The organism is Paenibacillus sp. alder61 (genome assembly GCF_020179875.1).
In the GTDB taxonomy this organism is placed as follows: domain Bacteria; phylum Bacillota; class Bacilli; order Paenibacillales; family Paenibacillaceae; genus Fontibacillus; species Fontibacillus faecis.
In genome coordinates this window covers 75,755-100,793 of the sequence record NZ_JAIUDG010000023.1, presented here as the reverse complement: position 1 = coordinate 100,793, position 25,039 = coordinate 75,755, and the positions used below count along the sequence as shown (strand labels likewise).

Annotated in this window: 24 protein-coding genes and 1 pseudogene; 20 read left to right on the top strand and 5 right to left on the bottom strand. The window is 49.7% G+C overall.

What is annotated here, in order from left to right:
- Window positions 1-646: 646 nt before the first annotated feature.
- The gene (gene ytaF, locus LBW89_RS22025; protein WP_225040410.1) at window positions 647-1,258 is read right to left on the bottom strand and encodes a sporulation membrane protein YtaF; all 612 of its coding nucleotides are present in this window, start codon (window positions 1,256-1,258) and stop codon (window positions 647-649) included.
- 181 nt (window positions 1,259-1,439) lie between these two features.
- Between ytaF and tatA the strand changes: the two genes are divergently transcribed.
- Window positions 1,440-1,646 (top strand): twin-arginine translocase TatA/TatE family subunit, encoded by a 207-nt coding sequence (tatA, locus tag LBW89_RS22020; protein ID WP_148450869.1) that lies wholly within the window; start codon window positions 1,440-1,442, stop codon window positions 1,644-1,646.
- A gap of 344 nt (window positions 1,647-1,990) precedes the next feature.
- Here the strand turns inward: tatA and LBW89_RS22015 are convergent, their stop codons facing one another.
- Window positions 1,991-2,965 (bottom strand): MraY family glycosyltransferase, encoded by a 975-nt coding sequence (locus tag LBW89_RS22015; RefSeq protein WP_263639263.1) that lies wholly within the window; start codon window positions 2,963-2,965, stop codon window positions 1,991-1,993.
- Between the two features lie 63 nt (window positions 2,966-3,028).
- Window positions 3,029-4,471 carry an MFS transporter gene (locus LBW89_RS22010; protein WP_225040408.1) on the bottom strand — a complete coding sequence of 481 codons (1,443 nt, stop codon included), beginning with the start codon at window positions 4,469-4,471 and terminating at the stop codon, window positions 3,029-3,031.
- A gap of 187 nt (window positions 4,472-4,658) precedes the next feature.
- Between LBW89_RS22010 and LBW89_RS22005 the strand changes: the two genes are divergently transcribed.
- From LBW89_RS22005 to LBW89_RS21935, 15 genes are all read left to right on the top strand, one after another.
- Complete coding sequence (locus tag LBW89_RS22005) at window positions 4,659-5,042, top strand: DivIVA domain-containing protein (RefSeq protein ID WP_148450868.1); 384 nt, start codon at window positions 4,659-4,661, stop codon at window positions 5,040-5,042.
- A gap of 238 nt (window positions 5,043-5,280) precedes the next feature.
- On the top strand, window positions 5,281-5,745 hold the full coding sequence (locus LBW89_RS22000; RefSeq protein WP_225040406.1) for a Dps family protein: 465 nt from the start codon (window positions 5,281-5,283) through the stop codon (window positions 5,743-5,745).
- A gap of 223 nt (window positions 5,746-5,968) precedes the next feature.
- On the top strand, window positions 5,969-6,565 hold the full coding sequence (locus tag LBW89_RS21995) for a hypothetical protein (RefSeq protein ID WP_148450867.1): 597 nt from the start codon (window positions 5,969-5,971) through the stop codon (window positions 6,563-6,565).
- A complete protein-coding gene (locus LBW89_RS21990; RefSeq protein WP_148450866.1) occupies window positions 6,562-7,971 on the top strand; it encodes a phage tail protein in 1,410 nt (469 codons plus the stop codon). Before LBW89_RS21995 ends, LBW89_RS21990 begins: the two co-directional genes overlap by 4 nt.
- Window positions 7,968-8,606: a hypothetical protein gene (locus LBW89_RS21985; protein ID WP_170287038.1), complete on the top strand. Its 639-nt coding sequence runs from the start codon at window positions 7,968-7,970 to the stop codon at window positions 8,604-8,606. Before LBW89_RS21990 ends, LBW89_RS21985 begins: the two co-directional genes overlap by 4 nt.
- Window positions 8,606-9,133, top strand: coding sequence for an imm11 family protein (locus tag LBW89_RS21980; RefSeq protein ID WP_211373263.1), 528 nt, complete (start codon window positions 8,606-8,608; stop codon window positions 9,131-9,133). The genes LBW89_RS21985 and LBW89_RS21980 overlap by 1 nt, the downstream gene beginning before the upstream one ends.
- Before the next feature lie 31 nt (window positions 9,134-9,164).
- A complete protein-coding gene (locus LBW89_RS21975; protein WP_225040404.1) occupies window positions 9,165-9,560 on the top strand; it encodes a DUF4280 domain-containing protein in 396 nt (131 codons plus the stop codon).
- 69 nt (window positions 9,561-9,629) lie between these two features.
- Window positions 9,630-12,431, top strand: a complete 2,802-nt coding sequence (locus LBW89_RS21970; RefSeq protein ID WP_148450863.1) for a contractile injection system protein, VgrG/Pvc8 family — start codon at window positions 9,630-9,632, stop codon at window positions 12,429-12,431.
- Window positions 12,431-12,979 carry a hypothetical protein gene (locus LBW89_RS21965; RefSeq protein ID WP_148450862.1) on the top strand — a complete coding sequence of 183 codons (549 nt, stop codon included), beginning with the start codon at window positions 12,431-12,433 and terminating at the stop codon, window positions 12,977-12,979. Before LBW89_RS21970 ends, LBW89_RS21965 begins: the two co-directional genes overlap by 1 nt.
- Window positions 12,980-13,236: 257 nt before the next feature.
- Window positions 13,237-13,461 carry a hypothetical protein gene (locus tag LBW89_RS21960; RefSeq protein ID WP_170287037.1) on the top strand — a complete coding sequence of 75 codons (225 nt, stop codon included), beginning with the start codon at window positions 13,237-13,239 and terminating at the stop codon, window positions 13,459-13,461.
- On the top strand, window positions 13,451-14,041 hold the full coding sequence (locus LBW89_RS21955; protein ID WP_148450860.1) for a hypothetical protein: 591 nt from the start codon (window positions 13,451-13,453) through the stop codon (window positions 14,039-14,041). The genes LBW89_RS21960 and LBW89_RS21955 overlap by 11 nt, the downstream gene beginning before the upstream one ends.
- Before the next feature lie 44 nt (window positions 14,042-14,085).
- A complete protein-coding gene (locus tag LBW89_RS21950; RefSeq protein ID WP_170287036.1) occupies window positions 14,086-14,475 on the top strand; it encodes an ankyrin repeat domain-containing protein in 390 nt (129 codons plus the stop codon).
- 147 nt (window positions 14,476-14,622) lie between these two features.
- Complete coding sequence (locus tag LBW89_RS21945) at window positions 14,623-15,429, top strand: SMI1/KNR4 family protein (RefSeq protein ID WP_148450858.1); 807 nt, start codon at window positions 14,623-14,625, stop codon at window positions 15,427-15,429.
- Between the two features lie 335 nt (window positions 15,430-15,764).
- A complete protein-coding gene (locus tag LBW89_RS21940; RefSeq protein ID WP_170287035.1) occupies window positions 15,765-16,544 on the top strand; it encodes a carbohydrate-binding protein in 780 nt (259 codons plus the stop codon).
- A gap of 183 nt (window positions 16,545-16,727) precedes the next feature.
- Window positions 16,728-17,063, top strand: a complete 336-nt coding sequence (locus tag LBW89_RS21935; protein ID WP_148450856.1) for a KGG domain-containing protein — start codon at window positions 16,728-16,730, stop codon at window positions 17,061-17,063.
- Window positions 17,064-17,176: 113 nt separating this feature from the next.
- Here the strand turns inward: LBW89_RS21935 and LBW89_RS21930 are convergent, their stop codons facing one another.
- Complete coding sequence (locus tag LBW89_RS21930) at window positions 17,177-18,871, bottom strand: methyl-accepting chemotaxis protein (protein ID WP_148450855.1); 1,695 nt, start codon at window positions 18,869-18,871, stop codon at window positions 17,177-17,179.
- Between the two features lie 157 nt (window positions 18,872-19,028).
- On the opposite strand from LBW89_RS21930, the gene thpR reads away from it, so the two are divergent.
- Entirely contained in the window at window positions 19,029-19,601 is a 573-nt protein-coding gene (thpR, locus tag LBW89_RS21925; protein WP_148450854.1) for an RNA 2',3'-cyclic phosphodiesterase, read from the top strand.
- A 191-nt stretch (window positions 19,602-19,792) separates the two neighbouring features.
- The gene (locus LBW89_RS21920; RefSeq protein WP_225040403.1) at window positions 19,793-20,626 is read left to right on the top strand and encodes a cell wall hydrolase; all 834 of its coding nucleotides are present in this window, start codon (window positions 19,793-19,795) and stop codon (window positions 20,624-20,626) included.
- A 36-nt stretch (window positions 20,627-20,662) separates the two neighbouring features.
- Here LBW89_RS21920 and LBW89_RS21915 read toward each other — a convergent pair whose 3' ends face one another.
- Complete coding sequence (locus LBW89_RS21915) at window positions 20,663-21,820, bottom strand: MGDG synthase family glycosyltransferase (protein WP_148450853.1); 1,158 nt, start codon at window positions 21,818-21,820, stop codon at window positions 20,663-20,665.
- 291 nt (window positions 21,821-22,111) lie between these two features.
- Here LBW89_RS21915 and LBW89_RS21910 point away from each other — a divergent pair.
- Window positions 22,112-22,689 (top strand): annotated as a pseudogene (locus LBW89_RS21910) (TetR/AcrR family transcriptional regulator).
- A gap of 66 nt (window positions 22,690-22,755) precedes the next feature.
- Window positions 22,756-24,936, top strand: a complete 2,181-nt coding sequence (locus tag LBW89_RS21905; protein WP_148450852.1) for a YhgE/Pip domain-containing protein — start codon at window positions 22,756-22,758, stop codon at window positions 24,934-24,936.
- The last annotated feature ends 103 nt before the right edge of the window (window positions 24,937-25,039 follow it).

Genomic DNA, 25,039 nt, shown 5'->3' with positions numbered 1-25,039 from the left:
AGGTATCTTTGTATTCAAGGAGACCTCCTTTCGTATGTATCTGTACAATTCTACGATAACTGGGGTCTCCTTTTTTTGTAAATTATTCTTCTTACTTGTTATGTCATTTTTTTTGCAAGATTGCTGCACATTCCCAGTTCAATGGCTGTGTTTGGCGCAAATAGCGGCCGCTGTGTCCGTTACATTTCCAAATCGTCTCCGATTAACGCAATTAGCCGCTATGGCTTCCGTTAACGGCCATGGTTCCGGTCTGCCGCCGAGGCTGCACCGTCTCATTCGACCGCCCGGCCGCTAAAGGCGACGCGGAGCAAGCAGGCGGGTGCCCAATCCGGGAATTTAGTGTCCCGTCAGGCAACCTGGATTACTTAAAATTCCTGCATATGTGCATGTTTTTTTCTGGTTTGGAGCCAAAATTTGAGAATCCCTGCAAATCTGCAGGAATTTTCGACGAAACCGGTTCGTATCTCCAAAATCGCTAGAAATGCCTGCAGATTTGCATCCTTTTTCGCATTACGCTCGTGAACTGGCCTAAATGCCTGCAGATTTGCATCTTTTTTGGAGTTGGAGGAAGGATTGGAGGTGTGCCAAGCACCTTGACCGCTATATTCTTCGGCTATTATGTCTGCTGAGTTAATGTCTGGAGGAACTAGAAGATTTGACGAATTCCAATAAAAATCAGGAGCAGCCCGGAGATGATCGTCGCCCGATTACCGAGCTTCTCGGCGGCGTATTTCTCTCCGAATCCGGCACATAGGGCCAGCAGGATAAAGCTGAAAAGGCCGACCGACAGCGAGGTGTAGAACACGTTCAGATGGGTGATGCCCGCGTTAAAGCCCCCGGCCAGCGCGTTCATGGCGAGCGCCACACCGAGCAGCAAGGATTCTCCGATGCTGAGCGATTTCGAGCTGTCGCGGTCCGCCTCTTCGGGATTGCGAAGCAGCCGGGTCAGAATCGAGGGCTCCTCGTCCCGGGGCACGGTTTTCTTTTCCACAAAAGGTTGAAGCAGGACCCAGACTCCGACGGTGACGATTACGATCGTACCGACCCATTGGCCGATCGCGGGGTGAACCCACAGGGTCATCCAGTTTCCGAACAATCCTGATAAGAGGGTGGCGAGAAAAGAAATGACCGCGATGGTGAGATTGGAATACCAGGGAATATGGATTTTTCGGACGCCGTAGGCGATTCCTACGCCCGCATTGTCCAGATTGGAGGCCAATCCGATGGCGATGACAGCCCACAGACTGTACATGTTCATGGTGCTCGCTCCTTTGCATACATTGATGTCTCAGCATATGCCCGTCAGCGGATTTTGGTTTCTTTCGGAGCTTTTCTAGGAAAGGCGGGAAATTTAATCGGCGTTTTCGCAGAAATAGTTTTCCTTTATCCTGTATAAAGTAGTATAATTTTAAAAAAGATAGCCTAAAGAGGTGATATTTGTGCTTGAAAATTTGTTGCGGCCGACCCATTTGCTGTTGCTGGTTATCGCTGCGTTAATATTATTCGGACCGAGCAAACTGCCGGAATTGGGCCGCAGCTTCGGAACGATGCTCAAGGAGTTCAAGAAGGGCGCCCGCGGGGACTTTGAAGAAGAGAAACCGAAGGAAGTCGGAGCCGCCGCCGGAGAAACGAACAAAACACCATAACCTCTTGATATACAGGCACTGATTCGGTGCCTTTTTTCTTTGCCTTTTTTCCTGCTTCCTATTGTCTTGAGAAATCGGGCATGGCAATGAATTGTTTTTATGGTGATTTTGAATAGAGAGGGATTGAAAAATTCGGGTTTCTCGCGAGTTTCCAAGCACATTGCTTCGGATGCCTGGAAGGCGATCCTGCAGCCGGCTGTAGATGCTTGAGCTTCCGATAGCGTGCGCACCGGGAACGCCGAAACGAACGGAACCGGGAAGGACAGTTTATGGTGGAGCAATCTTATAAGAAATCTTCCCGGAAGTGAACAAACGGACCTCATCATCGGATGAGGTCCGTTTGGTTACCCCTGCAGCAGCAGGAGGATGATGGAAGACAAGCCCAGACAGGTGCTGATCAGATAAAGGAACATCACGGCTTGCTTATGATTCATTCCGGCCCGGAGCAGACGGTAGTGAACCTGGCTCGCATCGGCCTGATAGATCGATTTCCCTTGGAGGAATCGTTTGATGACCACAAACAGGTTGTCGAAAATCGGGACGCCCAAAGCCAGCACAGGGATGAACAGCGAGAGTACGGTCGCTTGTTTGAAAGCCCCGTCCAGCGCGATGACGGCGAGAATAAAGCCCAGGAACGTTGCGCCCGCATCGCCCATGAATACTCTGGCCGGCGGTTTGTTGTACCGCAGATAGGCCAGGGTCACACCGATCAGCGTCATCGACAGCATGGCCGAAGAGGTCTGCCCTTTGGAAAGGGCGACAACGAACAGCGTTCCGGCGGAAATGGCGGCCAAACCGCCCGCCAGACCGTCAAGCCCGTCCGAAAAATTAATGACCGTGGTTACTCCAAAAATCCACAGGATGGTCAGAATAAATTGCAGCCAAGTAGGCAGCAGGACGTATTCGCCGTTAAACGGGTTGACGAATCCGCTGAAAGCGATACCGGAGAAGAACACCAGTATAGCTGCGGATACCTGGACGATCAGCTTGGGAAGCGCTGGAAAATCCTTGCCCTTCGTTTTGAACCAATCGTCAACCGTGCCGATAGCCAGCAGCAGGATACCGCCCAGAAAAAGAGCGCCGGTTTCCCAAGTGAACTCCCTGGTAAACAGAAGATAAGACGTAAAGAAACCGATGAAGATCGCGTAGCTGGCGGTCAGCGGAATCGGGTTCCGGTGTATTTTGCGCTCGACATCCTCCCGTGGCTTATCCACGAAGTCCAGCCGGAAGGCGAGTTTGCCGAGGGGCGGAATCAGAACGTATACGATCAAAAACGAGAGCACCAAAGTATAGATATATAAAATCTTACTCACCACCAAACCATTTTTTGCAAGGCTAAATCCTATTATAAAAAGAAACGTGATTTCTGTCGAATGTAAAAATTACGCGGGCATGCTATCTTTTCTTGGTTTAGTCCGCCGACGTTGGACCGAAACGAGCAGAGCCAGCAGACAGATGGCCATGGCCGTCCAAAATACGGTATGCAGCGCGCTCAAAGCGGCTTCCCGCTCACCCGGAGCATAGGGGCGCACCGCGCCAAGGCGCGACGAATACAAGGAGATGGACAAAGAGGTGCCGAGCACCATCCCGATATTCCGGACCAGCGCGTTCAACCCTCCCGCGGTGCCGAGCCGGTCCCGGAGGACGGAGCCCATGACGCTGGAATTGTTCGGGGATTGGAACAAGCCCCCGCCCAGGCCGAACAACCCGAGATGCAGGCCGACCATCCAGGCCGCTTCATCCGTCGACAAGGTGTTCAGCAGCCCGAACGCCAGCGCGTTGATGAGCAGACCGGCCGTCGTCAGGGTGAAGGACCCGATCCGGTCGGACAACCATCCGGAGACGGGAGCGACGACAGCCATGACGAGCGGATAGACCATCATGGTATATCCGGTCTTCGCCGGGGTGAAACCGAGCACGTCCTGCATGTAAAAAGGCATCAGCACATTGGTAAAGAACAGGGCCACGAACGACAGGAGCGCCGTCAGATTGCCGATGGCAAAGGCCGGAATCCGGTAAAGGCTGAAATCGAGCATCGGATGGCGGGAGCGTTGTTCCCATACGTAGAACAATACGAGCACGGCCAGAGAAAGGCCGCCGCCCAGCAGCACGGCCGGGGACATCCAGCCCCAGTCCTGACCGCCCGAAATGACGAACAGAAACGCCACCATCCCCAACATGAAGAGAACGGATCCCGTATAATCAAAGGGCTGGGCGGCTTTGCGATCCCGGTCTTTCGGCAGGATGAACCAGCCGGCGATAAAGCCGAGCACCCCGATCGGGACGTTGATCCAGAAAATCGAAGTCCAGCCCAGGTGCTCGACGAGAATCCCTCCGATCCCGGGGCCGGTGAGTGAACCGAGCGAGACCATGGTGCCCGTGATGCCCATGGCTCGTCCCCGCCCCTTGCTGGAGAACACCTCGGCGATGATCGCCTGGCTGTTGGACATGAGGCACGCGGCTCCCAGCGCTTGCAAAATCCGGGAACCGATCAGCAGGCCCAAAGTATCGGAGAGACCGCAGAGGGCGGAGCCGACGGCAAAAATCAAAAAGCCGATATTGTAAATCCGGCTGCGTCCGAACATGTCGGAGATTTTGCCCATTACGGGCAGGGTGGCGCAAATGGTCAGCAGATAGGCGGTAAGTACCCACTGGACGACATGGAGCTCGGCATGCAATGAGCCGGCGATCGTGGGCAGCGCCACATTGGCGATACTGCCGTCCAGCGTCGACATGAACGTTCCGACAGAAACATTGCCGAGGATCAACCAGGGATTGTTCCATCGGCGGGCGGCTTGGTTCATCGGGTTGGATTGTTTAGACAAGGTTGAACCTCTTTTCGCTTATGTAATGGGAATGTTGAATAATTGGAATATCCTTGCTTTCTGTATTATATCATGAGGTGGGGAGGATTACTCGGCGGGCACCGCGTCGAAAAATGACAGCAATTATGGTACATTATATAGTATGAATTTCGAAAATTTTGCAAGTTAAGGTACGGAGGGATACCGAATGCAGGATGATTACTCACGCAAGCTGGAGGATCAGAAGGGCCTGTTCAAGCAGCTTGGTATTAAGCTGAATGCGCTCGCCATTCATGAGAAGGATTTTGATGTGAAAATGCGCGGTTATGAAAAAGAGGAGGTCGACCGCTTTCTCGACGACATTATCGTGGATTACGAACGTTTTTACGATATTATTACGGACTTGCTGGATAAATATAAAGAGATCCAGCGCCGTCAAGCGTACTGGGAAGAGGAGAAGAAAACCTTTGCCGCGCTGCGGAAGCAGCCGCAGATCGATACCGCCAACTCGGTGGACCGGCGGGTGGTTGAGGATGGCATTCGCCAGTTGGAGCGAACCCTGGAACAGCTTAAACTGCATATTCGGGAATAGACAAGGAGCCGCAGACCCGGAGGGGGCGGCTTCTTTTTTTGCATAACCGGCGGGTGAACAACAAAGACTGTAGAGTGAGCCGTTTTTCACGGGAAATTCATGTATAAAAAGCTTGCGGAAATTGGAGGACAGTGGTAAGATAAATACAGGATTTAGATTTAGAATTAGTCTAAATTTAAGATACTTAAGTTAGCTGCTTCTTTTACTTTATCACTATATTTGAATGGAGGAAATGATCATGACTCAACAAAGTATGACGCAAAATGAACTGGCCCTGGAGAAACAATTGAACCTGCAAATCGCCAACTGGACGCTGCTGTACACCAAGCTGCACAATTTTCACTGGTATGTGAAGGGGCCGAACTTCTTCACCCTTCATGAAAAATTCGAAGAATTGTACAACGAAGCGGCCGGGTATATCGACGAATTGGCCGAACGCCTGTTGGCCATTGGCGGCAAACCGGTGGCGACCTTGCGTGAATCGCTGGAACTGGCCACTTTGTCCGAAGCCAAGGGCGGCGAAACGCCGGAAGCCATGGTGTCGGCGATCGTGAGCGACTTTGCCGTAGTTTCGGACGAGCTGAAACAAGGCATGCAAGCGGCCGAGGAAGCCGGGGACGAAGCGACTTCGGATTTGCTGCTCGGCATTCTGTCGGCGCTGGAGAAACATTCCTGGATGCTGAACGCCTATCTGGGGAAATAAGCGAGAGTCACAAGAGGCCGCCCTTTAACGGGCGACCTTTTTTAGTTTGTTGGGACGTCTAGACCCTGACTCAGAGGAAACTCCGAGGTCAGGGTGTTTTTTTGGAGAAATGGGATGATTTGTATGAAAGTGGGTTAATTTATCCGATTTTGTATCCGAAATATAGGGATAGATGGGTTAATTTCACAGTTAAGATGAAAACCAAGGCGGAAGGAGGCTTACTATGTCTTTTATGGACGAGAAAATTGCACGAATGATCAATGAGGCGGAGCAGTCCCTAACCCCCCGCTCCATTCTTTCGGGCCCCGTCAGGATTGGTCAACGCATTTTCGAATTTACACAGCAATCGTTCTTCGATGACAAGTTATCCATGTATTTGCCAAAAGAGTTTGAGGATATGCCGCTAAAGTTCAGTTCAATTAAATATCCTTACGAGCAGCGGCCGGAAATCATTCGAAGCGATGAAGCGGGCAGCGTCGACTTTACATTTAAGCTAATCGATCACGAGCTCGAAGACGCGTTGGTAGAGGAACTGACCACCGGTATGAAAGCCATGATCCAGAGGGTTAACCCAACCCACGTATTTTATGAGAGCGGCATTGAAGAGATTGGCGGGAAGACCGTAGGCTTTTTTGAATTTAAAAGTACCGTCATTGAAGGCTACTTATTTAACATCATGTACTTCTTGGAATTCGAAGGACAGGTACTGATGGGAACGTTCTGCTGTGACTATAAGGCGTATTCGGACTGGAGGGATGTAGCGTATCAGGCCATACGGACGATCACTGTCGCAAAGGAAGAAGAGGAGGATGAAACATGAGTCATACGATCTTTTCGTCGGCGGATATTTCGGTTTCCCAGTATCCTTTCGATCGGATTACCGATCTTCGGATGGTCAAACAAGTGAATGATCATGCCAAGCTTACGGTTACCGGCATTATGTCCGAAGATGTGCTGGACAAGTATGTGGAACAAGTTGAAGCTGACGAGGTCCTCCAGGTTACGGTGAAGGAGAAGGACAGAACGATCCCTCTCTTCCAAGGCGTCATTACGAATATGTCGGTCCAAGCGATCCGGGATGTCCGGAGCATCACGATTGAAGCCCATAGTGCTTCAGTCAAGATGGACATTCGCAAAGAGAGCCGATCCTATCAAGACGAACACATGACTTACAATCAACTGTTCAGAAATATGCTCAAGGCCTACCCGGCATCCGACCTGATCGATGAAGCAACGGGCGGAAAGGCGATCGGCAGCCTGCTCGTTCAGTACCAGGAAACGGATTGGGTATTTATGAGGCGTCTGGCCTCTCATTTTCACGCTCCGTTAATCCCCGTAAGCTCCAGCGAAGGGACCAAAGTTTATATTGGGGTGCCTGATTCGGGCGATCCTAAGGAGCTGCAAGAGTTCAATTATGCCATTCAAAAAGATCTGAGAGAATACAAGATCAAATCCGAAAACGGGATAGACGGGATCAACGAGCAAAGCAGTATCAGCTATTCCGTTGTCAGCCATAAATGGCTTGAACTCGGCACCAGCGTTCAATTTCACCGAAACAAGCTGTTTGTGAGCAAAGTGGAGACTAGGCTGGAACACGATGTGCTGACGCATACTTACGAACTCAAAAGCGAGACCGGATTGCGCTATCCCATGGAATACAATCCCGCCCTGGCCGGGACTTCACTGTTTGGGAAGATCACGGATGTAGCCAAGGACAAAGTGAAATTAAGCCTTCATATCGACCGAGGCCAATCGGGGGCAGCGATGTGGTTCCCCTATTCAACGGTTTACTCTTCGCCGGACGGAAGCGGATGGTACTGTATGCCCGAGGTTGGCGACGAAGTGCGGCTTTATTTTCCGGATAAGGAAGAGAAAAATGCGTTTGCCGCAAGCTCCGTGGATGTGGAGTCCTCCGACCCGCAAAAAAGAAGCGATCCGGCGGTCAAAAGCATCTCTACGAAATACGGAAAGCAAATTGTCTTCAAGCCAGGAGCGGTAGAAATCATAGGAAGCGGCCAATTGCTGATGCGTTTGACGGATGACGGCGGCATTGAAATTAACAGCGACAAGAAGATTTCCCTGAATGCCCAGGAGGATATCGAAATTATCGGCGGGGCCAAGATCCTTCTTCAGGGCGAGGCGGGAATTGAACTTAACCAGGCCAATGCTTCCATGAAAATAGAAGACCAGATCACCATGAGCGGGGGCCGGGTGAATATCGAATGAAACCTTATATGGAACGCGAGGCGGCTATCGACGACTTTTTGGAAAAATACGTGTTCGGTCGTTGGGAAGAAGATATTCCTCTCATCGGTCAGGCTTACGAGAAAAATCAGGCTGAAATTGAGGCCGGCCTTTTAAACGCCGTGGATGGAGTATGCAGAAAAGCGGCCTTGCTGCAGGAACAACATCTTAAAGGGGACAGTCAGTATCTCTACTTTACTTTTTTAAGAACGAGTTTACTGGAACGAAAGGCATGTTACCGGATCGATGTCTATGACCATCGCTGGTATTTGGATCGGGTGGAGTGCTCGGCACGGTGGGAGGCGGATTTTATATTTGATCCGTTATTTCGTCGCATGGATGAACTGGAATCGGCACGGCTCGGATATGCCCGCAAAATCTCGGCCATGGACTTGGATCGAATTCTCCAAATTGTCGCGGTGTACTACCATTCCTTTGCGGTGGAATTCATACGTACCCTGGTGCCGGATCTTTTGCAGAGCGAAGGTTGGGGCGTCATGCGGAAAAGACCTGATTTTCTTGTGTTGGCAGGGGAATATCAGGATCAAAGTGAGGTTTTGTTCGGTCTACTAGAGCCGGATCACGATTCGGACCGGAGTGAAGCGGGGGGAATGTGATGGAGTATTTTACGCTGCAGCAGGACGAACGTTATACCAGCTTTCCTATCCTAAAGGAATTGCATAAGAAAATCGATTTTCGGCATATCAACCGGATTCAGCCGCATCATCTTCCGGACACAACCTTGTTTCATGTGCAGGCGGAAGCGGAGGCGGATGATCTGGACGTTCTGAGTACGCAGCTCTTTTTGGTGTCGGAACGACTTAAGCCCTTGATTGAAATGTATGAGCCGGATTGTTTGTTCAAGCTGATTCCTTTAATCGATATGATTCACAACAAGCAAGCGATCTACTATCTGCCGATTTTTCAAGAGATTGAAGCATTAAGCCCGCGGAGTGAATTCACTGTAGATCGGAGCGTCATTAAGAGGCTGGTTCTTCAGGAGGACAAGCTGCAGGGGAAACGCATTTTCAGAGTCGCCGAAAGTGTAAAGCCGCTAATCGTCGTGCGGTTGGAAGTGGCCGAAAGCATCTTGCGCCGGGATCTGGTCGGGATTTCCCTCAAGCGGGTCGAGGTGGATTCGTGATGATAACCTAACTATGGAGGGAGGGGTTGTTGTGGACAAATATTATTACGTCGTCCGGGGGGCCGAAATCTTCTGTGATTGCGGATCTCACGTGAGGAAGCTGAATTTACCTGTAAGTCATGGAAGTTTTGTTGGCGACAAGCCTATGATGCACGAACGGGACTGCAAGGTAGAAGAGAATATCTCGAGTTTTGGCATTTGCTACAGCGAGAAAAATCAAAGCGGCGAAACCATCTATTTGATTTCTATGGACAATCAGCAGATTCAAGGCAAGCCTTGTTGTCCGGAACTGCTGGGGGACACCTGGACGAAAACCAAATCCAAAGTGAAAGTGGACGGCGAAAGCGCGTTGACCACGGATTCCGAGCTGTATTGCAAGTTGGGCGGAATCATTAAGTTTGCCAGCAATGGGCAGCAAAGCGAATAAATAAAAAATATAAGCATAGGCGGAGGTAATGGACAGCATGACAGTTATGCGAATGGAGGCTTGACAAATGTGGTCGGTTACGAACAAGTAAGGATCGTGTCGCCTTATCCGATCAAAGTCCTTGAAGACATCTCGCTCGAATGGAAGCCCAATGAACATGGGAAGCTGACGGTTCGAGGGTTCGTGGACGAAACGGCTCAAATCACCGCGGTCCTTAAGGCTTCCATGGAAGAGACGATTCAGGTCTTAATCAACGATGAGGCCGGGGAACACAAAATATTTCATGGGGTGATTTCCAAGGCGCAAACGGTGCATCGCAACGGGACATTTCTGCTTGAACTCGAGGCGATGTCGGCGACAGCCTTCATGGATATTCGAAAGAAACGCCGCTCTTTTCAGAATAAAGAGATGACTTATGAGACGCTGATCAAAACGGTGATGGCGGACTATCCCGGACATGATGTGATTCAGGTTGAGGGGAACGAAAAGCGAATCGGGGAGCCGATCGTCCAGTATGATGAAACGGATTGGGAGTTCCTTAAGCGAATAGCCAGTCATTTTCAAAGCGTTATTATCAGTGATATATTGGAAGCAAAGCCAAGAATATATGTAGGTGTCCCCAAACGGAATCCCCTGACGATTCCCTCCGACATTCCCTATCGGGCGAGCAAGGATCTGCTGGCCTATACCCAGGCGAGCGGAAGCGGTGCGGGGCTTCACCATACGGATTTTTTTCGTTACGACATTGAAAGCGACCAGCGCTTGAGCTTGGGGGATGCGGCAGATTTTCGCGGTAAATCGTTAGTGGTCGGCGAAGTAAATGCTTCGATTACCAAAGGGGTTTTTCGGTATACTTATCGCTTGGCGCGAAGAGAAGGCCTACGCCAAACTATCATACATAATCAGCAAATGACAGGCGTTTCTATTCAGGGAAAAGTGCTTGAGGTCCAAGGCGAGCGGGTCAAGCTGCATCTGGAGATCGACGGGAAGCAGCCAAAAGGGGCCGCATATTGGTTCCCCTTTGCTCCGCCTACGGGAAACGCGATGTACAGCATGCCCGTGGTGGGGACGGAGGCCAGTCTTTATTTCCCGGATGATCAGGGTGGCAACGCGCGGGTCATCGGGTGTGTGCGGACCAACGGTGAGGGCTGTGCCAAAACCGGCAATCCGAACAACCGCTATTTCGGTACCGAGCATGGAAGCGAGCTGGAGATCACGCCGACGGCGATCAACGTGATGAGCGGGTCGAAGGAACCGCTGAAAATCAGCTTTGACGACGCCATAGGGGTCACTTTGACAAGCCACCGGAAGCTGACCTTCCAGGCGGCGGAGGATATTTCGCTGTACACGCCGAAACGCATCGTGATCCGGACGACGAACTTGATCCTGGCAAAAAAGTTAAGCAAGCAGAGCGGATTTACGATCGAAAACGAGTATCAAATTTTGGGGGATCAGGTTCTGCAGTACGGAAGCGATCGGACCACCTATCCGAAATTTGATGACGAGCCGGCAACCTGGACACCGCCGAAAGAAGAGAAGAAGAAATTCAGTTGGGGAAAATTGTTTGGGAATGTCATGGCAGGGTTGGCGGTCGTGGCCTTGGTGACGGTGGCAGCGGCATTTACGGTAGCGACCATGGGCGCGGGGGCAGTCGTGGTCGGGGCGGTGGTCGCGGGAGCTGCAATGGCGGGGACGGCAGCCGTGGCGACGATGGCCATCTCGGATATTGCCCGGGGAGAAGTCTCGGACACGGGCGATTATATGTGGGCCGCCTTTAAGGACTCGTCGATCGGGGCTGTGACCGGAGCGGTATTCGGCCCGTTTGGAGGAGCGGCGGGTTTTGTCGGCAAAACGGCATTTAATGCGGCGGAGAGCGCGGCAGAGAGCGTCATGAGCCAATTAATGGAAGGCAGCTTCAGCTTTAAAACGCTGCTGGTCGATACGGGCGTCGGGACACTGACGGCCGGAGCCCTGGATTCAAAAATCGCGAAGAAAGCCGGGAATCTGATCGGGCAGGGGCTGAACAAAGGAATGGGTTCCGCCTCGCAATTCGTTAAGGACGGGGCCGCAGCGGTAGGGAAGAAATTCGATCAATACGTCGATCATCTGGCCGAAGTCGGCGCGGCGCTTGGAAAGAAAACCAAGGATTACGCCAAGCAACTCACCGAAACGTACGACGCGTTCGGAAAGAAAACCAAACAATTCCTGAAGGATGGAATGGCGGCAGCCGATACCAAATTCAAGGCATTTGCTGATCAGCTTAAAGAAGCGGGCAGTGCCCTAGGGGCCAAGTTTACGAACGGCTTAAAACCAGCCACCAATGTAGGGAACTTCAACCTGGATGTGCCGAACGTCCATCGAATCGACTACGACAACCTGGAACCGACCGACGTCCAGCTCAATTACCGAAGGACGATGGAGGAAATTGAGGCGGAGCGGGCGGCGGCAGCTGCAGGGAAGACTGGGGGGACGGGCAAAATCGATGATTTTGCTAAAGAGCCGTTTTTACCAGATGAGTACTATCAAAAAATTGATGATTATCTTGCTAAAGCTACAGCGGCTAGAGATGCTGAGGTAGCAAGAATACAAGCATTAAGTAAAACCCAGCAAAGTAAGTATACAACAGTAGTTGCAGGTGTAGATATAAGAACAGGCGAAGTAATAGTAGGTTCTAAAAATAGTATAATATATAAAGGGCAGGCTATCTGTGCAGAGGATTTAGTAATTAGTAAGTTTATTCCGCCTAGTAACGCGAATATTATAATGACTTCTGCAATTAGACCAAGGACAGGACAAGTTATTGCAGTATGTACTAGATGCCAGACAAAGTTTCCAGTAAATCAGTTTATAAAAGGGACGGTGTTTGATTAATGCAAGAAGAAGTGAATTATGGTTCAAAGGCGTGTATGAAGTTTTCTAATGAAGAACTTTGGAAGTATCTTATAACTAGATTTGAAAATAACCCAGCTGTAGCTATAAGAGCATTGTCTGATGATGATAGAGAGATTGAAATAACCTCAAGTACACCCATTCAATTTATATGTTTTGATGGAGAGAAACAAGATTTATTTATTAGTTTCAATGGAAATCAAACATCAATTTTTGTTTATGATGAAGAGATAATGTTTATCGATGAAAATACAAAAGGTATTTATACAACAAGTGATACTTTTGGAAATGTTGTATATGAGGGGGATCTACGCAAACTCTCACATGCCGAGATACTGTCTTTATTTGCAGATTTTATTTCATGCTTTATTGGTGCAGAAAAAGTTGAAATAATTGAGGAAGAAGCTACTTATGATGAAGAGAATATGCAATATAAGTACTATAAACCGCATATATATAAAATAAATGTAAAAAACAGAAATTCGGACCGAAAGATTAAAATTTTTGAAAATATCACTATAAGTTATTAATTGAGCAGTCTACATGGGTCTGTCAATATTTTTGTGTACGCTCACTTACAACATCAACAACAAGTTCGTACAATACATCCAACAAACCAAACACTAAATAAGTTAAACACTTGATAAACTTTCAATGCTCTTTCCAACTTGTTTTTATGAGTAGGATTGAGCTTTTTTATGTAGAAAATAAAAGAAAGAGCTGAATGCATGAGAAAACTTGAATAGATGGTTAGGTAGGCAGATTAAATGCCAGACACAAGAGGCTTATGAGCAACTTGCCTGATGCCACTCGTGTCGAGCCGCTAAAGATCAGCATCGATGATGGAAAAGGCATAATCCTGACCAGCCATCGGAAGCTAACGCTCAACGCGGTCGATAATATTTCCCTCTACACCGGGCATGTGAGAGGGGACATTCGTAAAGAGCTAGAACAAACAATTGAAGTGCTTCGCCAAAAAGAACATGAAATGGAGAAAAATCATGGAGCATAAATCCTTTCTCTTCGATACAAAAGGTTTTGAACTAGAACTTTGCGAAATCGTAATCGCTTCTGGTGATAAAGATGAACCTAGGTTATTAATACAATACATTGTGAATAATATCGGAAAAATCCGATCCCCGTACACTGGGGAATTTCTAGATGAGGATTGGGAAGATGAATTGGAACTGGGAAGTGTCCAAGAACTCGCAGATTTTGCTTTGACTAAGTTTTACTCTCCAGAAGAAGAATTTGGACTTTCTTATTCATGGGATTCTTTGTTGGAAGCACTGAAACAATTACCAACAACAATTAATCCAGAGTATTGGGTTCTTGGTCATCCAGTAGAATCGGAAAAATTCAGACTTGATCCAGGGGGAATGGGTACCGGAATCGTCCGGGTAGAAGATGTTCCAATTATTTTTAGAAACCTTATTGAGTTGAGGAGTCAATTTATAGAAAGTGAATTTTCAGAAATGGATAATTCTTTATATGAGTATACTTTTCCAGAGTTAATTGAAGCATATGATGAACTGACTCAACTTTACAAAGAGGCCAATGATTACAAAAAGGGACTGCTTATGACTTTTTAATGGACGTATTTTATTAATTTCTTCGAATGAACGGAGAGATCTACTTGGCGGAATATTACAGAGACGGCACCTTTTATTCTCTTCACCATTTTGAAAATGCCCAAAATATAGGATGGATTTATGGAACAAAGAATTATGATAAGGGGAATGTAACAAACGAAAAATTGAACAATGCAGTATTTGAATCGGGAAATCAATTCGTTAAATTGTTGTTATCAAAAAATATTATGATTGATGTGAGCAGTCCAAAACGAAATCCCCTTTTTACTGCTATTCGTAAAGGGAATTATGAAGCTTCTTATCTATTGTTGGAAAATGGAATAGACGTAAATGTGAAATATACAAATGAATTTATGAAGAATATGGATGCAATTACTCTGGCGAAACACTATAACCAAGAAAGTATTGCTCGATTGATTGCCGGATATATATAAATCCAAAAGCAGCAACATATTTCGTATGACGATGATAAAAGCCTTATCGGTGAGCTTCCAAGATATTAAGGGATTCAAGAAGTAGGGTTGTGTCCGCGCGTGGGAATCCCCCTATGAGGTATACCAGACTGAAGGAGTGCATGAATTATGCAAATGCCCATAAAAAGTAACCACATCCCACCCGAAGGGGATTGTACAAACCTTTTTGATCGATTATCAAAGTATATCTCAAGGTTTGATGAAAAATGGGTAAATGTAATAGAACCAGCAAAAAAAGAGGACATAGAAAAGCTGAAAAATCTAACTCAAATTAATCAATATAACTATCATTTTCCTATTGAATATGAGATTTATTTGAATTATATGGGGCAGGATGATAAGGGATTACTAAAAACTCAACTCCCCGGATATGCTTCAATTTCTGAGATAATTGACTCTTATGAAGGGATTCATGAGGAACAACCGGATACTTTAAGTGATAAATATGTACATTTTTTTCAAAAAGAATTATTTGACGGTCAACTATCATTTGATTTTACCCAAACCGATCATCCTCAGATTGTTGTGACTAATGAGGACAGCCAGTTTGTAAGTTATTTTGCAGATAACTTTGAAAAATTGTTATTTCAATGTGCATTTAGTAAATATGAACGTTTAAATTATGATAAGTGTATCATGTTGACTGGATTACCTAACATGCTAAAAGAAGCAATAAAGAAGCATAATGCAGAGGATGTTTTCGGCATTATTGATAAATTTTCAAATACATATGATTTTCAAAAAGCATGGTTTAGTGACCGGACCCATTACATAGGTTTTAAAGACGGCAGTAGCTTTTACATTAAAGTTAGGAACAATGCTTTGTGTGGGTTTATAGCAGGTGATTTAGATAATCAAATCGACAATATTAGTGAAACCTTACTGGCTGAATTACACGTTAGTAAAAACAATTAAAGCGTTCACCCTGCGTATATGACAGGTTGATTATGGGGAAATACCACCGTAATTGACCTGTTTTTAGTTACTTTTTATCATGATTCCTCTAATTTTAGACGTTGTATGCCAAAAGACGGCAATATAAATTTACAAAATATGTTACTTTATTACCATTTACATATGAATCTACCAGAGTTATCCTTTGTACAGGAAATGATTTACATTCCGAAACATACAAAACGATTTCGAAGTGTTATAAGGGAGGGGTGAGAGAAACAATAAACCCTACAAGTGTGCGTCTTTCTGTCGGTTCAGGCTCAGGGATGAAAATTAAAATTAGAGGAGGAACAACTGTGAAAGCAATAAAAAAATTATTTGCTGGATTGATGGTGTTTACTCTGGTTTTGGGTGTGTCTTTTGCTGGATCGGCGTTTGCGAGCGGAGATGAGGTCAAGCTGATTGACTCGGAAGTCAGCGTTATTTATAAACCTGGATATGTCGGATTCAGCGGCGATATTGAAGTTGCCAATCTGGGACCCGAGAAGAATGTGACGGTCCATTACACCACGGATGACACGACTTGGTATGATACGAGTGCGAATTATGTAGGCCCGACGGACGGAAGCCATGAGAAATGGCATTTTAGTATTTCCACGAATGGTTCTACAACAGATCATGCCGAGTTGAAGGATCTGAGATCCATAAAGTTTGCGATCAAATACGAAGTCAATAACCAAACTTATTGGGATAACAACGGGTCGGCGAATTATTACAATGAAGTGAATAGAAATTATCCGCTTAGATCTGTGATTTTGGGAGCGCCTAATGTGCTTAACGCTAACAGTACACTTAGCAACGGTGAATTTAGCGGAAATATCTACGTGAAAAACCTGAATCCAGAGAAAAAAGTGAAAATTCTGTACACCACGGATGATTGGGCGACGACGCGTGAGGCTTACGCCATTTATACTGGTCCCTTGAATAATTTCAACAGTGTTGAAAACTGGAACTATAGCATCAATGTTCCGGGAGCTACTAATGTTAAATATGCGATTTCGTACACAACCGCCGGCCAAACGTACTGGGATAATAACTATGGTCATAATTACGAGGTAGTTTCTAATTCACTTTAATAAAAAAATCAAAGCAGGATCACAGGCGGGTCACCATTCCGCTCTGTGGTCCTTTTTTCTATTAACACCGTGATATTGATTCGGGTTGGAATCACGGTTCCTGTTTTATTTTGCCGAGAGGGGGTAATACAATAACGTACCGGACAGCGGTACCTTCCAAACAACGATAAGGAGTGATTTCAAATGGCAAATAACAATCGTGATGGTAAAATGAGCCGTGAGGAAGCCGGTCGTATGGGAGGAGAAGCAACAGCTAAAAATCATGATAAAGAGTTTTACCAAGAAATTGGTAAAAAGGGCGGAGAAGCGACTTCCCGCAATCATGATAAAGAGTTCTATCAAGAAATCGGACAAAAAGGCGGGGAAGCCACATCTCGCTCGCATGGCAAAGAGTTCTATCAGGAAATCGGACAAAAGGGCGGCGAAGCTCGCAATGATTCCGATGGCAATGACGGCAAGATGAGCCGTGAGGAAGCCGGCCGTAAAGGCGGCGAAGCCCGCGCTCGTCAACGGGACTAATTTAAAACCTCTCGTTTTTAAAGATTCACCGAACCAATAGCGTTATGATTTTATAAAAAGAGCGCCCTCATCTTATCCGGATGAGGGCGCTTTGCCTTGTCGCGCGTCGGCGGCTATAGTTTAAACCGGTCGATCAGCGAATGCAGCTTCTCCGACAGGTTGGAGAGGAACGTGGCCGAAGCATCGACCTCTTCCATGGCGGCCAGCTGTTGTTCGGAAGCGGCCGACATCGTCTGACTTCCCTCCACCGTCTCGTCGGCGATCGCCACAAGCTGCTCCATCGCCTTGACAAGTTCACCGGACTTGTCCGACAGCTGGCGAACGGTATCGCGGACGTGGTCGACCGCCTCCGCCGCGGAAGCGGTCGACCTTTGGATATCGCGGAAGGATTCGCCCGCGTGACCGACAAGCTCCGCGCCGAGCTTCACTTCGCGGGAGGCTGCTTCCATCGTGCTTGCCGTGTCTTCCATTTGCTTGATGATAAAAGCGATCAACTCGGCGATTTGCTGAGCGGAATCGGCGCTGCGTTCGGCCAGCTTGCGCACGGAAGAGGCGACTACGGCGAAGCCGCTGCCTTGATCTCCCGCCCGGGCGGCCTCGATGGCCGCGTTGATCGCCAGCAGGTTGGTTTCGGCGGCGATCCCCGTAATGATATCCAGAATGTTCCGAATTTCCTTGGATTGCCCGCTGAGCAGGTCGATACGGGCGGAAAGGGTATCGATATTCTCCTCGATCGTATTCATCTGCCGTACGCCTTGTTGAATGGAAGCAGTTCCTTCTTTGGCGGCGGAGGCCGAAAGCCGGGTTTCCCGGGAAACCCCGTCGGCGTTATCCGCAACCAGGATGAGGGACTCGGACATGTTCAGCAGCGCGGCCGAGCTCTGCTCCAGGCTCCGCAATTGTCTTTCCGCTCCGTCCGCGAGAGCTTGCGTAATCTCGACGGTCTGTTCGCTGGCTTTGCCGGTTTCCTCGCTGCTGGCGGAAAGCTCTTGCGCTGCTGAGGCGACTTGCATGGAAGTCTGGTTCACTTCGGCAATCAGCTGCCGCAGGTTGGAGGTCATATTTCCGATATCGCGGGACAGCGTTCCGACCTCGTCTTTACTTGACAAGGCGACCGGAGCGACGGATAGATCCCCCTGGGCGACGCGGTTAACCTGGCGGGAGAGCTGTTCCAGCGGACGCACCATGCGATGGATAAACCAATAAACGAGCAGGATGGCGAACAGGAATACCCCGCCGCCGATCGCAAAAGGGAGTCCGAGGATGTCCCAGACTCGTTCATTTATAATGGAAGCGTCGAAATTGATGGCCATGAGCCCCACGATTTCCTTGGTGGGATCATGATCTTTGAAGATCGGGCCATATCCGGTAAGAAGGTCGACACCGTCATAGGTATATATTTTGGTATAGACGGAGTGCTTGTGCTTCATCAGCATGTCTTTACTGGAGGCGTCAAAATAAAACGGATCACCGGCCTCATAACCGCGCTTCTTGATATTTTGGTCGGCGGCCAGGATTTTACCGTCCAAGGAAAGGATGAAAACCTCCTTAAAAAGCGGCTTGTGGTCCACCGTCCAGTTTAGGCGCTGTTCCAGCGCGTCGAGCCCCGTGGAATCCCCCTGATTCAACCGCTCGATAACCCCCGGATCAACCAGCCCCGTCGTGATATTGGCGCAGCCCACGGTCTCGACGCCCACGGCCTCTTCGACCTGACGGTACGCCGTTTGATAGCTGGTCATCCCGATAAGCGCCCCGACCAACAGCAGAAGGGCGATGATCCCGGCGGTTATTTTTTTAGCAAATCCCATAAATTTTCCTACCCCACTTACATTGGTTTGCAGTTATTCTGGGTGCAAGGTCTACATCAAATTATAATGAGAAATAAATTGGCGTATATTAATTAAAGTTGTCGTTATGTGTCAAAAAAACGAATTATGTACTATAATTCACAAGAGGTGACAAGCCGTGGCAGAAAAAGACGAGATGTGGAGAATATTCGTGGCGATTCCGCTTCCGGTCCCGATTAAGGAAGCCTTGTCCGCTTGGTGTGGGGAGCACAAGAACCGGCTGGCCTTTGCAAAATGGGTTGATCCCGAGGACTATCATATTACCGTGCAGTTTCTTGGCGACACGCGCCCGGATCGAGTCGGGGAGATCGGCGCAGGGCTCTCGGAAGCGGCGGCGGGAATCCGTCCGTTCTCTCTCGAGGCCCGGACCTGCGGGCATTTCGGCCGTCCCGCGGCCCCCAGGGTACTGTGGGCGGGAGTCGAGGGGGCTATGGCACCGCTGCGGGAGCTGCAGCAGCGCGTCGTCGCCGCCAACGAGAAGCTTGGTTATATTCCCGAGGACCGACCCTACCATCCGCATATTACGTTAGCGAGAAAGTACAAGGAAGGTAGTCGGTTCGACCCGGCGATCCTCAAGGACCAAGCTCCGGAATTTGGAGCCTGGACCGTTGAGGCTATGGTGATTTACCGGACACGCATGCGTATGACTCCGATGTATGAGGAAGTGGCAAGGATTTCTTTTCAAGGTTAAGCGAGGCAAAGCAGCAGATTGGCCTTCCGGTCGGACGGAGGGCTTTTTTTGTTGGAAAAAAATCGATTATGTATTCAAACCTCCTTTTTTCGGTTACATAGATGAAAGAATGTGTCATTACAGGCGGATGTTATCTTCCGGAAGAAGCGCATTCCTTCATTCGGGAGAACTGTCGGGCAGGAGGTCTTTCTATGTATATTTTTCGGCAAAGCCGTTACGTCGCGCTTCTGATCGGAGCGATTCTTGTAAGTTTGGGAGTTATTTTTTTGCTAGCGCCCCATATGGGCGAGAGGGTAAGTCACCGGGAGCTGAGGGAGCTGACCGGCGCAGCGGAACCTTCGCGGACAGGCCGCGCGGTTATGGTACCTGTCGGAAAAAAACTTACGGCTAACGCGATTTCGGGAAAGAGGCCATTTCAGCCGATACTCCCGCCTCTAACAACACTAGAGATCAAGCGTTCCATAAAAGAAAACGGAGTAAGCCATGCGCCGCTGCTCAAGGAATTGGCGGCGGAACGGGCTTGGCTGCGCGCCCAGGCGGCGGCAGTCCAAAGCAAGAAGCAGGCTCCGGACCCATTACATCCCCCCGACCAATTATTCTTCACTCGAACAAAGCTGTTAAGCCAGGAGGACAAAGAGCAGGCGACCTGGAGCTACGCTTTGAGCGGGGAAGAACTGCTTCTTCTTCAAAAAATCGTCATGGCAGAAGCAGAGGGCGAACCGTACGAAGGCAAGGTGGCTGTCACCAACGTTGTCTTAAACCGGCTGCGGTCCGCCAATTATCCCGATACGATCAAGGAAGTTATTTATCAAAAGTCACAGTTCAGCCCGGTGCAAAACGGCCGGCTAAACCGGGTCAAACCCAATAAGGAGACCATTAGAGCCGTGAATGAAGCCCTGAATGGCCGCAAGGAAGTGTCGGACGACACCTATTACTTTTTGTCGTTAAAGCTGGCCACCGATCTGACCATCGCCCGGACCAAGGATAAAGCGAAGGTGATCGGGAACCATACCTTTTATAAATAAACTCCGGTGGTACGTCTGAGCATCCGGCTTGGTTCACTATGCCCGGCGGCCCTGAAGGTTCACGGCGCCATAAGGGGAGCACAGCAGCTCGGCGATCGTTCTTGCGCAGCGATCCGGTTGATACGCACTCCGGGAATCCTTTTGTTTCAGCGGGGTAAGCGTGCGTGTTTTTTCGGTAAATTCCAGGGTAATCTTATGCAGCCAAAAATCGAGCATGTCTTCGGAGGTCAGTTCCGTTCCGCATCCGATTTTCATGAAATATTCGCGGTTCTTCTCCTCCTGACCCGGCAAGGACTCGTAAAACAGCATCGGGATGCCTTTTGCCAGCCCTTCGGTACAGGTCATACCGCCCGGTTTCGTGATCAGCAGGTCCGAAGCGTCCATCCATTGGCTGATATTCCGGGTATAGCCCAGAATTTTGATATTCGGATGCTGCAGGTCCGGATGGTTTCGCAGTTTGGCCGCTTGCTTCTCGTTACTGCCCATGCAGCAGACGATCTGAACGCGATCTTTCCAATCGGCCATTTTGGCGACCAATTCGTCCTTCATCATGCCCCAGCCGCCGCCCATGACGAGGACGGTAGGAAGGTGGCGGAGGCCCAGTTCCCGCCGTGCCGAGATTTTATCCTGCCGAATCCAGAATTCGGGATGGACCGGGATGCCGGATACCTGAATGGCGGACGAACTGACTCCCCGGCGGATCAACAGATTTCTGACCTCGGGGGTGGAGACGAAATACCGGTCGACCTCCGGACTGATCCAGGAGCCGTGGGCGTCATAGTCGGTGATCAGCGTATAGAGCGGAACCTTCAGGCCGGACGCTTTGAGCCTGGAGATAACCGCGCTCGGAATCGGATGCGTGCAGATGATCAGCTCGGGCTTCATCTGTTCAATAAAACGCGAGGCATGATTATAAAATAATTTATGGAGCGCGAGTCGGGCTAAGCGCCCTACGGGCTTCTCGTATTGTTTGCGGTAAACCATCCCGACAAGCGCGGGGCTCGTGTTGATGGTCAGACGATAGGCCCCTTGAATCCAGGGAGCCAGGACAGGATGAAGGATCGAGCCCAATTCCAGCACTTTGGCGCGGATGGTGGGATCTATTTTCTTTAACCCCGCGGCGACGGCGTAGGCCGCTTGAGTATGACCGCTGCCGAAGCCTTCGGATAGGATCAGCACTCTTTTAAACGGCATAAGTTTCACCTCTTCAATAAACTGGTTTGCGCGGCAGAACGGCGCTCGCAATTTCAGTTTATTTTTTTTCGGCCATTTTAAAAAGAGGCCGGGGACTGGTCTCCGGCTGGACTTAGGTCGGGGAGCGAACAGGACCGCGGAATATTGTGGAAATGCTCTGTGAAAATTACTGAAAAAATGTTGCATTGCCCCAGGGGAAGTGATAAAGTAGTCAATGACTAAATGACCTAAATTGATTTTTGGTCATTTTTAATGTTTAAACTATCTCAATCCCAAAGGAGGTGGACACAAATGGCTGTGGTGGATCGAAGGAAACAGGTGGTCGAAGCGGCGGAGAAGTCCTTTGCGCTGTTTGGGTATAAAGCGACGACGATGGATCATGTGGCGAAGATCGCGAATGTGGCGAAAGGGACGATCTACACGTTTTTTACCAATAAAGAGGAGCTGTTTGACGAAATCCTCCGTTCCGTCATTTCCGACATGAAACGGATTGCGGAGCGCGAAGTCCGTGAAGACCGGCCGTTCTTCGAAAACCTGTATCAAAGCATGGACGCGCTTTTGGAGTACCGGGGGAGCATGAGCTTTTGATCAAGCTGTTTCAGGAGGTTCGCGACTTCGGCACGCCCCAGGTCCGGGAAGGCTTGGAGAAGATCGAACGGGCGATTCTGGATTACCTGGAAAAACAGGTGGACCGGGCGGCGCAACGGGGTGAAATCGGGGGACTGGATGCCAAGGTGGTTTCTTTCGTTCTCTTGAAGCTTTACATCGCGCTGACTTCGGATTGGAACAAAATGTACGATCCTTTGAGCAAAGAACAGATCAAGGAATTTATCCGCCGTTTTTTATCGGGCGGACTATCACCGGTATAGGTCCGGGTTAACCCGGGACCGACTATAAAGAGAAAATAAGATTGGATGCAAGGAGAGGGGACTATCATGAAATCAATATCGGTGTTTTTCCAAGACCTGGTTACTTCTTTTAAGAAGCCGAAAGTCATTATCCCGATTATCGTCGTCTTGTTCATACCGGTGTTGTACAGCGGGATGTTTTTGGCGGCGTTTTGGGATCCCTACGGGAAAATGAACGAGATTCCGGTTGCGGTCGTCAATGAAGACACCGGGGCGGAATATGAAGGGAACTCGCTCCAGGTCGGCAAGGACCTGATCGAAGAACTGAAGAAGGGCAATGATTTCTCATGGAAATTCGTCTCGCGTGAAGAGGCGGACAAAGGGATGAAGGCGAACGAGTATTATATGACGATCGTTATCCCGGAAAACTTCTCGTCCCAGGCCACGACGGTTATGGACGAAAACCCGCAGCCGGCCGAGCTCGTGTTCGAGCCGAACGAGGGCTATAACTTCCTGGCGGCGCAAATCGGCGGTACGGCCGTGAAGGAGATTAAATCCAAAGTCTCCGCCAAAGTAACGGAAGCTTATACCGAAACGCTGCTGGAACAGGTGGAGAAAGTGTCCGGCGGATTAAACGACGCGGGGTCCGGCGCAAGCACCCTGAATGAGGGGGCCGTGAAGCTGGATGAGGGCGCGGAAAAATTGAAAGAAAACCTGTCGAAGCTGGTCGCCGGGACGAATAAGCTGAACGACGGCATTACTCCGCTTAAGAAAGGCGTCGGCGACCTGAGCAAAGGGGCCGCGGATTTGCAAACCGGCGCGGCGAAGCTGTCCGGCGGGCTTAATCAGTTGAAAGCGGCCGAACAGAAGTTGGAGAGCGGGGCGACCCAGGCTTATGATGGCGGCGTGAAGCTGCTAAGCGGGCTGGAGTCCTCCGTCGAAGGCTCGAACAAGCTGAAAGCCGGTCTGGCTTCGGCGCAAGAAGGCAGCGGCAAGCTCGTGGCCGGGCTGGAATCTTCCTCTGAAGGCAGCGCCAAAGTGGCCGAGGGAGCGAAGAGCGTAGCCCAAGGCTTGGAGCAACTGGCCAAGAGCAATCCGGAACTGGCCCAAAGCCCGGCCGTTCAACAGCTGCTGGGCGCCAGCAAGGCGGTGGCCCAAGGCAGCGAGCAAGTACAGCAGGCCCAAGCCCAACTGCTGCAGGGTAGCCGGGAACTGCATAGCGCCCACGGGCAGCTCCTGCAAGGCGGTGAACAGTTGGCACAAGGCCAGCAGCAGCTCGCACAAGGTGCCGGCCAACTTACGTCCGGTCAGAAGCAGTTGACCGACGGGCTGAAACTGTTCGGCGGCAAATTGTCCGAGGCCGCGGCGGGCGGCCATGAACTTGCCCAAGGGGCGGGCAAGCTGAGTGCCGGAGCCCGGAAGCTCGGCGACGGCATGGGCCAACTGTCCGGCGGGGTCGAAACGCTGGCCAGCGGTTCCAAGCAGCTTGGCGCCGGTGCGGGCGAGCTGAAGAACGGCATGGATAAGCTGACCGAAGGCTCCGGCGAGCTGGCTTCGAAACTGAATGAAGCGGCCGAAAAAACGTCCGGCGTGAAGAAAAACGACAAGCTGGTCAGCATGTACGCCGAACCCGTACAAGTCAAGGAACAAAAGATTAGCGAAGTGCCGAACTACGGAACCGGCTTCTCTCCTTACTTCCTGTCGCTCGGCCTGTTCGTGGGGGCTCTGATCTCCACACTGGTCGTGCCGCTCCGCGGATCGTCCGTGGCGGACGCCAGCGCGTGGAACCGGTTTGTGAGCCGTGCGCTCGCCTTTACCGGTATGGGTCTTGCCCAATCCCTCATGGCGTCGCTGCTGGTCCTGTACGGACTGGGGCTGGAAGTGAAGAGCGTTCCGCTGTTCTTCCTCTTTAGCTTCGTCACAAGCTTATGTTTCATGTTTATCATTCAGGCGCTCGTGACCTGGCTGGAAAATCCGGGCCGCTTCCTGGCGATCCTGATGCTCATTTTCCAATTGACCACGAGTGCCGGTACCTTCCCGCTGGAATTGATTCCGAACTGGATGAAGGCATTCAACCCGCTTCTTCCGATGACTTACAGCGTCAGCGGCTACAAAGCGGTCGTCTCCACGGGCGATTTCAGCCACGCTTGGAATCAACTGGCCGTGCTGGCCGGCTTCGGCGTCGTTTTCCTGGCGTTGACGCTGCTCTACTTCGTCACGCATAAACACAGTGAAGATGTGAGCGTGGAAGCGAGCCTGAAGGCTTAATTATCTTCATCATATCGGCAAGCCCGAAAAGAGAGAACCCGAACTTTTTGTTCGGGTTCTCTTTTTGGGCTTTAGCCGGTTGAATTAGCGAAGCGTGCGAAAC